Annotated in this window: 10 protein-coding genes and 2 pseudogenes; 2 read left to right on the top strand and 10 right to left on the bottom strand. The window is 65.2% G+C overall.

Going from position 1 to position 11,297, the window contains the following annotated elements:
- The 10 genes and pseudogenes from EOA29_RS12340 to EOA29_RS12295 all read right to left on the bottom strand — a co-directional run.
- Window positions 1-103 (bottom strand): annotated as a pseudogene (locus tag EOA29_RS12340) (PTS mannose transporter subunit IID); the annotation flags it as partial.
- Entirely contained in the window at window positions 100-702 is a 603-nt protein-coding gene (gene dhaL, locus EOA29_RS12335) for a dihydroxyacetone kinase subunit DhaL (RefSeq protein ID WP_126090533.1), read from the bottom strand. The gene dhaL and the pseudogene EOA29_RS12340, both read right to left, overlap by 4 nt.
- A 10-nt stretch (window positions 703-712) precedes the next feature.
- Window positions 713-2,267, bottom strand: a pseudogene (locus EOA29_RS12330) (dihydroxyacetone kinase subunit DhaK).
- Between the two features lie 52 nt (window positions 2,268-2,319).
- Entirely contained in the window at window positions 2,320-3,333 is a 1,014-nt protein-coding gene (locus EOA29_RS12325; protein WP_126090531.1) for an ABC transporter ATP-binding protein, read from the bottom strand.
- Window positions 3,326-4,432 (bottom strand): ABC transporter ATP-binding protein, encoded by a 1,107-nt coding sequence (locus EOA29_RS12320; RefSeq protein WP_126090530.1) that lies wholly within the window; start codon window positions 4,430-4,432, stop codon window positions 3,326-3,328. The genes EOA29_RS12325 and EOA29_RS12320 overlap by 8 nt, the downstream gene beginning before the upstream one ends.
- Window positions 4,433-4,434: 2 nt before the next feature.
- Entirely contained in the window at window positions 4,435-4,638 is a 204-nt protein-coding gene (locus EOA29_RS12315; protein ID WP_126090529.1) for a hypothetical protein, read from the bottom strand.
- 217 nt (window positions 4,639-4,855) lie between these two features.
- Entirely contained in the window at window positions 4,856-5,806 is a 951-nt protein-coding gene (locus tag EOA29_RS12310; RefSeq protein ID WP_126090528.1) for a carbohydrate ABC transporter permease, read from the bottom strand.
- Entirely contained in the window at window positions 5,803-6,771 is a 969-nt protein-coding gene (locus EOA29_RS12305; protein WP_189350405.1) for a sugar ABC transporter permease, read from the bottom strand. Before EOA29_RS12305 ends, EOA29_RS12310 begins: the two co-directional genes overlap by 4 nt.
- Window positions 6,772-6,856: 85 nt before the next feature.
- Window positions 6,857-8,188, bottom strand: a complete 1,332-nt coding sequence (locus EOA29_RS12300) for an ABC transporter substrate-binding protein (RefSeq protein WP_126090526.1) — start codon at window positions 8,186-8,188, stop codon at window positions 6,857-6,859.
- A 242-nt stretch (window positions 8,189-8,430) separates the two neighbouring features.
- The gene (locus tag EOA29_RS12295; RefSeq protein WP_126090525.1) at window positions 8,431-9,120 is read right to left on the bottom strand and encodes a PIG-L deacetylase family protein; all 690 of its coding nucleotides are present in this window, start codon (window positions 9,118-9,120) and stop codon (window positions 8,431-8,433) included.
- Between the two features lie 22 nt (window positions 9,121-9,142).
- On the opposite strand from EOA29_RS12295, the gene EOA29_RS12290 reads away from it, so the two are divergent.
- Both EOA29_RS12290 and hrpB read left to right on the top strand, forming a co-directional pair.
- Window positions 9,143-10,033 carry a DMT family transporter gene (locus EOA29_RS12290; RefSeq protein ID WP_126090524.1) on the top strand — a complete coding sequence of 297 codons (891 nt, stop codon included), beginning with the start codon at window positions 9,143-9,145 and terminating at the stop codon, window positions 10,031-10,033.
- Window positions 10,034-10,085: 52 nt separating this feature from the next.
- Window positions 10,086-11,297: ATP-dependent helicase HrpB (hrpB, locus tag EOA29_RS12285; RefSeq protein WP_127220957.1), on the top strand; the 1,212-nt coding region annotated here is incomplete at its 3' end.

Here is an 11,297-nt window from a genome sequence, read left to right as displayed (position 1 = left end):
ATGCAAGCGGCACTTCGTCGCCCACCATCTGGCGCACCATGTCGGCCGTGCCTTCGGCGACCAGCGGCGAATGCGATACGATGACGATACCGACATTGCTCATCGGCGATCCTCGACGGTTTCAGCGACTGCGCGCACCAGAAGCGCGGTCGAGCGCGCCCCGGCATCCATATGCCCTATCGAGCGCTCTCCCAGGAAGGAGGCGCGTCCGCGCAGGGCCTTCATCGGCACGGTGGCGTCAGCCGCCCGATCGGCGGTATCGGCGATTTCCGTGGCAGTTTTGCCTTGCGCCAGCGCCTCATACACCGGCTGCAGCACGTCGAGCATGGTTTTTTGTCCGGGCTGCGATTTGCCGCGCGCGGCAACCGCTTCGACCGCCTTGCCGAATGCCGCCGTCAGCGCGGCGCGGTCGGGTACCGCGGGCAGTTCCTTGCCGAGCGCCATGAACAGCGTGCCGAACAGCGGGCCCGAGGCGCCGCCGACGGTCATCACCAGCTTGGTGCCGACCGCCTTCAGCGCATCCGGCAGCGGTTTCGCAGCGATTGCCTCCGCCTCGGCGCGCACGGCCTCGAAGCCGCGCCTCATATTGAGCCCATGGTCACCGTCGCCGATCGCCTGATCGAGCGCTGTCAACTCGTCGGCATGCGCCGCAACCGTATCCGTCGCCGCCGCGATCAGTCTGGAGAAATCGGAAGCGGCCATTCTCTGTCCTTCATGCCGGGGCGAACATGGCCGCCACGGCCGCGAACACTTCGGCGACTGCAAAGGCGCCCGGGTCCGCGATGTCAAGCTGCCGGCCGATATAGGCGGAGCGGCCGGCCTTCGCCCTCCGCATCGCGGCGGTCGCCTCCGCGCCGTGCCGCGCGGCCGACGCGGCCGCTTCCAACCCGCTTGCGTCGAGCGCTTTCAGCGCCGGCTCCAGCGCATCGACCATGGTGCGGTCGCCGACCTTCGCGCCGCCGTAGAAAGTCATCCGGTCGAGGCCTGCGAGCAACGCCTTGCCGAGCGGTGCTCCGCCCTTGAGCGACTGCGCCGCCGCGGTGAAGAAGATCGACAAGAGCACGCCGCTCGAACCGCCCATCGAGGTGCCCAATATATCGCCGATTGTGGCGAGAGTTGCGCCCCGGTCGGCGAGCGGAAGCGTGTCGGCGCGGTCGAGCACGCTGCGCGCGCCGGTTGCTACCGTCGACCCTGTGTCGCCGTCGCCCGCCTTGGCGTCGAGGCTGTTCAGGGGTTCTTCGAGCGAGATCAGCTTCTCGCAGATCGCGGTGATCAGCCGCTCGACGCCGGGATCGCGGCTGGCCGTCATGGCGGCATCGCGGCCGGCAGACTTGGCGACCGCCAAGACGACCGGTTGGCGAACCGGCTTTGCCGGCAACCAGGCATGCGGGCCGACGGGCGCCAGCAGCGCCGCCTCGCGGTCCGCGTCCAGCCTGATCAGTGACAGCGAAAAGCCGTTCATGTTGAGCGCGGTCATCAGGTGCCCAGGCCCGATCGTCAGCGCCACCGCCTTTGCCAGCGACGAAGACAGCACGGCATTCGCGATCAGCGACATTTCGAGCGGCGGCACCGATCCGAGATTGTTGATCAGCAGGGCGTAACGGCTGTGCGGATCGAGCCGCGCCGCGAGGCGTTCCGCCATGATGGCGACCAGCTTGCTGGCAGCCTCCAGGGCGATGCGCTCGACGCCAGGCTCGCCGTGGATGCCGAGGCCGAGCTCGCCGTCGTCGTCGCCGAAGCGGTCTTCATGCGCCTGTCCGGGGATCGAGCAGGAGGAGAGCGAGATGCCCAGCGAAACAATGTCTTTCGCCGCCGCGCGCGCCGCGGCAGCAACCGACGCCAGGTCATGACCGGTTTCGGCGAGATGCCCGGCGATCTTATGCACGAACAGCGTGCCGGCGACGCCGCGCGGCTGCGCGATATCGGGCAGCGCGATGTCGTCGGCGACGATCACCATCTCGACCGCAAAACCTTCGGCGCGCGCCTTCTCGGCGGCGAGGCCGAAATTGAGGCGGTCGCCGGAAGATCTCGCCCGAGACGGCGGCCGTCAGCATGCCGGCGCCGACGAAGCCCGCATGCGAGGGCTCGTGCCCTGCGCCGCCGCCGGAAACGACGGCGACCTTCGTCTTGTCCCAGTCGGCGCGCAGCACGACCTTGATCTCCGGGTAGCCGTCGAGGCGCGCCAGCGTGCCGGAGCCGGCGGTGGCGAGAAACCCGTCCAGCGCTTCGGTGACGATCGAGTCCTTGCGGTTGAAAAAGTGCTTCATGGATTCAGTCCAGTCCGTATCTGCGGGTCGTCAAAAGATGTGTGTTCGCCGGCTACATCAGCCTTTGCCCGTCCGAGCCGAAATAAAGCGGCGAGCGATAGCGGATCGTCACTCTGTCCCCCTTTTCGAGTGGCGTGTCGGGATCGGTCAGCGTCACCAGCTTCCTCGGCCCGACCGTCACATGCAGATGGTTCTGGTCGCCGAGATGCTCGACCCAGTCGACGACGCCATCGGCATGTCCATTCGCCGCCTTCTCGATCGACAGATGCTCGGTGCGTGCGCCGATGGTCGTCGTGCCGGTCGGCGCGCCGCCTTCCGGCAGCAGCCCGGCCGGCAACAGGTTGATCGCCGGCTGGCCGAGACGGGCCGCGACATGAAGGTTTGCCGGCTCCGAATAGATCGCGCGCGGCGTGCCGATCTGCACCAGCACGCCATCGGCCAGGATGCCGATACGGTCGGCCATGGTCATCGCCTCGATCTGGTCGTGCGTGACATAGAGCATGGTGGCGCCGAGCTCGGATTGGATGCGCTTCAGCTCGAGCCTGAGATCGGCGCGCAGCTTGGCATCGAGCGAGGACAGCGGCTCGTCCATCAGGTAGATCGCGGGCTTGCGCACCAGGGCGCGACCGATGGCGACGCGCTGCATCTCGCCGCCCGACAGTCTGGTCGAGCGATTCTGGAGCTTGTGGTCGATGCGCACCATTCGCGCTACTTCCTCGACGCGGCGGCGGATCGCCTCTTCGGGAAAGCGCCGCGCCGGCGAGCGCAGCGGGAAGGCGAGATTGTCGAAGACCGAAAGATGCGGGTAGAGCGAATATTGCTGGAAGACGAACGCGGTGTCGCGCTCGGCCGGCGACAGCGTCGTCGCGTCGTGCCCGCCAATGCGGATCGTGCCGCTGTCAGGCCGTTCCAGCCCTGCGATCAGCCTGAGCGTCGTCGTCTTGCCGGCGCCGGTCGGGCCGAGCAGCACGACGAATTCGCCGTCCTTGATCTGAAGGTCGAGATCGCTGACGGCGACTGTCTCGCCGAAGCTCTTGGTCGCCCGATGGACGTGGACGTCAGCCATGACGCGCCTCCGCTGCCTGATCATGCATGGCGGTCCTGACCGCGCGTCCAGTGCCTTTCTCGAACAGCGACAGCCGCGCGCTGCTCAACGCCAGCCCGACCTGCTCGCCGGGGGTGAGATGGATGCCGGCCGGCACCCGGGCCTTGATGACGCCGTCGGCCGTCTCCACCGCGACGATCTGCGTGGTGCCGAGATATTCGGTGCCATAGATCGCGCCGCGCAGCTTGGAGGAATCGTCGAAGCGTATGTGCTCGGGCCGGATGCCGAGCGCCATGTCGGCGGGCGCCACGTCCTCGCGCACCTCCGGCACCGCCACCTTGGCGCCCTGCACGACGATCTCCTTCGCGCCCCTGGCGAGCCCGCCGCCGAAGCGCAAGAAATTCATCGGCGGCGAGCCGATGAAGTCGGCGACGAACATCGTCGCGGGCCGGTCGTAGATTTCGCGTGGGCTTCCGAACTGTTCGATCACGCCGTGGTTCATCACCGCGATTTTGTCGGCCATCGACATCGCTTCCATCTGGTCGTGCGTGACATAGACCGTGGTCGCGTGAATGCGGTTGTGCAGCTCGCGCAGCTCATGGACCATCAAATCGCGGAATTCGGTATCGAGCGTGCCGAGCGGCTCGTCCATGAGAAAACATTTCGGACGCCGCACGATGGCGCGGCCAAGCGCGACGCGCTGGCGGTCGCCGCCGGCGAGGCCGGAGACGGACTTGTCGAGCAAGTGGTCGATGCGCAGGAGCTTCGCCGTTTCCTCGACGCGGGCGCGGATCTCGGCCGACGCCATGCCTTGCGCCAAGAGCGGAAAGCCGATGTTCTTGCGCACATTCATATGTGGATAAAGCGCGAAGAGTTGGAAGACGAAGGCGATGTCGCGCTCGCGGGCGCGGCGCATGGTGACATCCTCGCCGCCGAGCAGGATCTTGCCGCCGGTCGGCAGCTCGAGGCCGGCGATCATCCTCAGCGTCGTCGTCTTGCCGCAGCCCGACGGCCCGAGCATGACGAAGAATTCGCCGTCCTCGACGACGAAGTTGGAATCCTGCACGGCGACGAACTCGCCGAAGGCTTTTCTCAGGTTCTGAACGCGGATCTCGGCCATGGTTATTCCGGGAACTTCGAGACGATGATGAACATGGCCGTGCCGGCGAGCATGGTGACGAAGGAGTAGCTGTAGAGCGACAGCGCGAAGGACTGGAACAGCATCAGGAAGCCGATGGCGATGATCGCGGTGGCGATGTTTTCCATCAGGCCGCGCCTTGCCCAGCGGGGCCAAGATGAGCGCTTGGAGACGACAGTGCGGCTCATGCGTTCCTCCCGTCCTTCTCCCCGTTTAGGGGGAGAGATGGTTGCCAGGTGGTTCCCCCACTCCGTCGCTGCTTCGCAGCGCCACCTCTCCCCCCTCCGGAGGGAGAGGAAGGGAGCCAGGCTGAATGAAGTTCGCGCCCTTCCTCTCCCCCGTCGATCGGGGGAGAGGTGTCGAGCGAAGCTCGACGGAGTGGGGGTCGACTTTGTCCCACATCTATCATTTGCGCACCGCGCCGAAGGTGATGCCGCGCAAGAGTTGCTTGCGGAGCAGGATGGTGAAGACCAGGATCGGCACCAGGAAGATCGTCGTGCCGGCGGCCACCGCCGGCCAGTCCTGGCCGCCTTCGCCTATGATGGTCGGGATGAAGGGCGGCGCGGTCTGCGCTGTGCCGGAGGTCAGAAGCGCGGCGAACGCATATTCGTTCCAGGCAAAGATCAGGCAGAAGATGGCGGTCGCGGCAATGCCGGTGGTCGCCTGCGGCAGCACGGTGCGCCAGAAGGCCTGCAGCCTTGTGTAGCCGTCGATCATCGCCGCTTCCTCGTATTCGCGCGGGATCTCGTCGATGAAGCCCTTGAGCAGCCAGACGGCTAAAGAGACGTTGACCGCGGTGTAGAGCAGGATCATGCCGAGCGCGGTGTCGGAAAGGCCGATCTCGCGGTACATCAGGTAGATCGGGATCGCCACCGCGATCGGCGGCATGAAGCGCGTCGACAGGATGAAGAACAAAAGGTCGTCGGCTAAAGGCACCTTGAAGCGCGAGAAGCCATAGGCCGACAGCGTGCCGAGGAACACCGCGCAGAAGGTCGAGCCGAAGGCGATGATCAGCGAGTTGACGAAGCGCGGCAGGAAGTTCGACGGCCCGGCGATGACCATGTTGCGCTTGCGCACCGTCTCGTCGCAGAAGCCGGTCGCCGGTCCGAGCGCGTTGATATATTCCGGCGTTTGTCTGGTGCGGGTGGTGAACAGGTTGCAATAGCCCTCGATGCTGGGCTGGAACACGATCTTCGGCGGGTAGGCGATCGAATCCGGCGGCGTCTTGAAGCTGGTGGCGAAGATCCACAACAGCGGCACGATCGAGATCAGCGCATAGCCGACGACGAGCGCGCCGGCGATCCGCTTCGCGTTAGACGACGGCGCTACGACGGAATGGGCGGTGGTCAGGCTCATCTCTGCTTCACCTTGTTGAGCGCCTTGACGTAGATGTTGGCGAGGCCAAACACGGCGACGAAGAGGATGATGGCGAAGGCCGAGGAATAGCCGGTGCGCCAGCTCTCGAAAGCCTGCCGCTTCAGCGTGATCGAGGCGACCTCGGTGGTCGAGCCCGGACCGCCGCCGGTCAGGAGGTTCACCATGTCGAACATCTTGAAGTTCTCGATGCCGCGGAACAGCACCGCAAGCATGATGAAGGGCAGCGCCATCGGCAGCGTGATCGACCAGAACTGCCGCCAGTTGGACGCGCGGTCGACCTCGGCCGCCTCATAGATATATTCGGGGATCGAGCGCAGGCCCGCGAGGCAGATCAGCATCACGTAGGGCGTCCACATCCAGGTATCGACGATGATGATCGCCCACGGCGCCAACTCGACATTGGACAGCATCTGCACATTCGTCGGCGGGATGCCTGTTAGGAACGAAACCGCATAGGCGAACAGCCCGATCTGCGGCTCGTAGAGGAAGCGCCAGAAATTTCCGACCACCGCCGGCGACAGCATCATCGGCACCAGGATGATCGTCGTCCAGAAGGCGTGGCCGCGGAATTTTCTGTCGATCAGCCAGGCCAGCGTAAAGCCGATCACCGTCTGCAGAAGGATGGTCCAGAACACGAAATGCGCCGTCGTCTGCATGGCGATCCAGATGTCCTGGTCGCCGAGGATGCGCCGGTAGTTGGCGAGCCCGAGATTCTTCACCGCCTCGTTGGGACGGTTGGCGCGGTAGTTGGTGAAGGAGAGATAGATCGCCCAGAACAGCGGGAAGATGTTGATGGCGAGCAACAAAAGGATCGTCGGCGAGATGAACAGCCAGGCGAGGCCCTTGTCGCTGATGCCCCGGATCCTCTTGGCCAACGGCTCGGGCGTGGCCCGGGCAACATTGTCCGCAGTCCGATTGAGCATGGTTAGTCCTGCTTCGGTCACGTCAAGTCTCGACAATGGAATTTATCTGAACTGCGTCCCGTGCCAAGGGCGGCACGGGACGCCTCGATCAAGCTCGGGAGGAGCCTTACATCTTGCCGTCGTCCTGGAAGACCTGCGTCCAGTCCTTGACGAGACCGTCCAGCGCGTCCTTGGCCGAGCCCTGGCCGGCGACGACATAGTCGTGGAAGCGCTTCTGCGAGGCCTGCAGCAGCGGCGCGTAGCTCGGCTCGGCCCAGAAGTCCTTCACGACGGCCATCGAGTCGAGGAAGGCCTGCGCATAGGGCTGGCTGGACGGGAACTTCGGGTCCTTGACGACGGAGTTCAGGCAGGAATAGCCGCCGAGCGACCACCACTTGGCCTGCACGTCCTTGTTGGCGAACCACTTGATGTATTTCAGGGCCGATTCCTGCTTGTCGGAGTATGAGACCACCGAAATGCCCTGGCCGCCGAGCTGGGCGAACTGGTCGCCGTCGGGACCTTTAGGGTTGACGAAGTAACCGATCTTGTCGCCGCCGACATTCTCGTCCTTCTGCAGGCCGGGCCAGGTGAAGGCGAAGTTCATATGCATCGCCACCTGTCCGGATTTGAAGGCGTCGACGCCTTCGCCCATGTAGGCATTGGAGGAACCAGGAGGCGTGCAGCAGTCGTAGAGCGCCTTGTAGAATTCCAGTCCCTTCACCGATTTCTCGGAGTTGACGAAGCCGTCCATCTCGTAGGGCTTCTTCGGGTTCTCATACTGGAAGCCGTAGCTGTAGAGCACGTCCATGGCGCCCATGGTGATGCCTTCGGAGCCGCGTTCGGTATAGATCGAGGCGCCGTAGACCGTCTTGCCGTCGATCTGCCGCTTCTGGAAGAATTCGGCGATCTGCTTCAACTGGTCGAAGGTCGTCGGCGGGGCGAGGTCCCAGCCATACTTTTCCTTGAACTCCTTCTGCAGCTCGGGCCGCGAGAACCAGTCCTTGCGGTAGGTCCAGCCGACCACGTCGCCCATGGCCGGCAGCGCCCAGTAGTTCGGCGTGTTCTTCGGCCATTCGGAATAGCCGACCACGGTCGCCGGCACGAAGTCGTCCATGCTGATCTTCTCCTTGTCGAAGAAGTCGTTCAGCTTGACGTAGTGGCCGTTCTCGGCGGCGCCGCCGATCCACTGGCTGTCGCCGATGATCAGGTCGCAGAGCTTGCCATGCGAGTTGAGCTCGTTGAGGAAGCGGTCGGCATAGTTGGTCCACGGCACGAATTCGAACTTCATGCCGATGCCGGTCTCCTTGGTAAAATCCTTGGACAGCTCCACGAGCGCGTTGGCCGGGTCCCAGGCGGCCCAGCAAAGCGTCAGGTCTTCCGCATGCGCGGCGTTCGAGACGGCTGTCGACGCGAGTGCCGCCGAGGTTAGTCCCAACGCCAGTTTCCAGGTCGATTTCATGCCTTACCTCCCATTTGCGAAACGCGTCCGGATGACGGTTTCAAAAGCCCTCAACCCTCGCTCCTCCGAGGGGCTAAACATGACGCGCAATGCGCTGCCGATGTTTAGTAATTTGTTTAGTGATGCTCTTTTTACTAAACAAGGCAAGCGAATTCGTTGCTGCGCCGCAGCATGATGAAAACGGTGCTTGAAATCGTTGGGAAATAACTGCCGGTCGCTCCGACCGGATCGTCGTCAGCCGGCTACTTGGCGCTCTTCGTGCTGACCGTCACCGGCCGGATCGGAGGTGCCGGCGGCAGCAATTCGCGTATGTCGGCGAACGGGAAGACTGGCTCGAACCGGAAGGCTTCGGCCAAGGCGCCGTGCGCGCCGTTGCATTGGCCGGCACGGAATTCGTTCTGCGTGCGCGCGCCCTCGACGAACCGCTCCGGATCCTGCGAGCGATGCGCGCGGATCGCTTGCGCCTTGATGTTCCAATGCGCGGAAATATCGACATAGTGCGTCGGCGCAAAGCCGGTGCCGCCGAGCGTGTCGGCATGCAGCACCGGCACGGCGAAGGACGCCGCGATGCGCACGCCGTCCGACAGCGCGCGATGGTCGCCATGATAGTCGTTCGGCGCATGGGTGATCGCGAGATCGGGTTCTATCTCGGCGATCATCGCCTTCAGAGTGCCGATCAACGCGGCGTCCACAACCAGCGCGCCGTCAGGAAAATCGAGGAAGCGCGGCGTGACCCCGAGCAGGCCGGCCGCGGCGATCGCTTCCGCGCGTCGTGCCTTGGCGAGCGCGGCAGGGTCGCCCTTGCCGCCCTTGGCGCCGTCCGTGGCTATCGCAAAAGTGAGCTCTGCGCCTAGCGCGGCATAGGCGGCCATCGTACCGAACATGAAGATCTCGATGTCGTCGGGATGCGCCCCCAGCGCCAGTATCTTCACTCTTTTCTCCCGGAAACGGAACGTGCCGAACGGAATTCTGCTCGCCCTGATCGCCTATGCAAGCTATTCGTGCAGCGACGCCGTCATCAAGAGCCTGGGCGGGCAGTTCACCGTCTTCGAGATAGGCTTCTTCGTAACCTTGTTTGCCGGCTGTTTCCTGTTCTTCACCCGTCCCGCCGATGAGCGCTGGCGTGACTTCTGGCGCACCAAACGCCCATGGGCCGTGCAGGCCCGTGCCTGGGCGGGCATCGCTTCGGGCGTGCTCAGCGTCTATGCCTTCACCACCATTCCGCTGGCCGAAGTCTACGCGTTGATCTTCCTGGCGCCGCTGTTCGTCACCATCCTCTCCACCGTCATCCTGAAGGAGAGGGTCGGCCCCTGGCGGTGGCTGGCGGTGGTTGCCGGCTTTGCTGGCGTCATGCTGGTTGTACGGCCGGGCTTCCGCGAGTTGCATCTAGGCCACCTCGCGGCCTTTGCCATCGCATTCCTCGCCGCCACCAGCGTCATCCTGATGCGCTCGCTGGCGCAGCAGGAAAAGCGTACGACGATGCTTGGCGTGCTGATCGGCTACGGCCTCGTCTTCAACGGCCTTGGCGCCGCGGCGACGTCGTTCACCGTGCCGGACGCCAAGCAACTGGTCTGGCTGATGATGGCCGGGGCGTTCACCGCCTGCGGTCAGCTTCTGCAGCTTCTGGCGGCCAAATACGCGCCGGCCAACCGGATCGCGCCGACGCATTATTCGCAGATTGTCTGGGCGGTGATCCTGGGCTCGCTGTTCTTCCACGAATATCCCGACATGCTGACGCTGGTCGGCCTTGCTGTGCTTGGCGCCTCCGGCCTTCTCACCATGGTGCGCGAGGAGGTGCGGCTGGGCACCGTGCGCTGGAACCCTTTTACGCGCACAAGGCTCTGAGCAATTCCAGGACTGGTTGCGTACCGTGTACGGCCGCTGATATGCGGGCGGCATGAAGACAGGATCGCTGCCGGAACTCCCGGTATCCGCCGTGCTGGCGGCGCTGGGCGCCGCGCTCGCCGAGCGCAACGGCGCCGTGCTGGTGGCGCCGCCCGGCGCCGGCAAGACGACGCTGGTGCCGCTGGCCCTGCTCGACGCGCCTTGGCTAGGGGACCGCAAGATCGTGCTGCTCGAGCCGCGCCGGCTGGCGGCCCGCGCCGCCGCCCGCCGCATGGCCGAGCTGCTCGGCGAGGAGCCTGGCGGCACCGTCGGTTATGCGATGCGCATGGAGAACCGCACCTCGGCGCGGACAAAAGTCCTTGTCGTCACCGAGGGCGTGCTCTCCCGCATGATCCTCGACGATCCGGAACTGCCGGGCGTTTCGGCGCTGATCTTCGACGAATTCCACGAGCGCTCGCTCGACGGCGATTTCGGCCTCGCGCTGGCGCTCGATGTCCAGGGCGCGCTGCGGCCCGATCTGCGCCTGCTGGTCATGTCGGCGACGCTCGACGGCGCGCGCGTCGCAAAACTCCTGGCCGGAGCCCCGGTGATCGAAAGCGAAGGCCGCGCTTATCCCATCGAGATCCGCTACGACGAGCGGTCGGCGGGCGTGGCCATCGAGGACGCGATAGCCAAGGCGGTCCGTTCCACTCTCGCCACCGAGCAGGGCAGCGTGCTCGCCTTCCTGCCTGGACAGCGCGAGATCGAGCGCACGGCCGAACGGCTTCTGGGCAATGTCGCGGCCGACACCGATATCGTCCCGCTCTACGGTCAGCTCGACAACAGAACGCAGGACGCCGCGATCAAGCCGGCCCCAGCCGGCCGCCGCAAGGTGGTGCTGGCGACCTCGATCGCCGAGACCTCGATCACCATCGACGGCGTGCGTGTCGTCATCGATTCCGGCCTGTCGCGCCTGCCGCGCTACGAGCCGGCCAGCGGCCTGACCAGGCTGGAGACGGTGCGCGTCAGCAAGGCTTCCGCCGACCAGCGTGCCGGCCGCGCCGGCCGCACCCAACCCGGCGTCGCCATCCGGCTGTGGCGCGCCGAGCAGACGGCTGCGCTTCCCGCCTTCACGCCGCCGGAAATCCTCGAGGCCGACCTTTCCGGCCTGCTGCTAGACTGCGCCGCCTTCGGCGTCGCCGATCCGTCGAGCCTGGCCTTTCTCGACCCTCCGCCGGCGCCTGCGCTCAACGAGGCGAGGGTTCTGCTTAAGGCGCTGCACGCC

It is taken from the genome of Mesorhizobium sp. M1E.F.Ca.ET.063.01.1.1 (genome assembly GCF_003998155.1).
In the GTDB taxonomy this organism is placed as follows: Bacteria; Pseudomonadota; Alphaproteobacteria; order Rhizobiales; family Rhizobiaceae; genus Mesorhizobium.
This window is presented reverse-complemented; position numbering and strand designations above follow the sequence as displayed.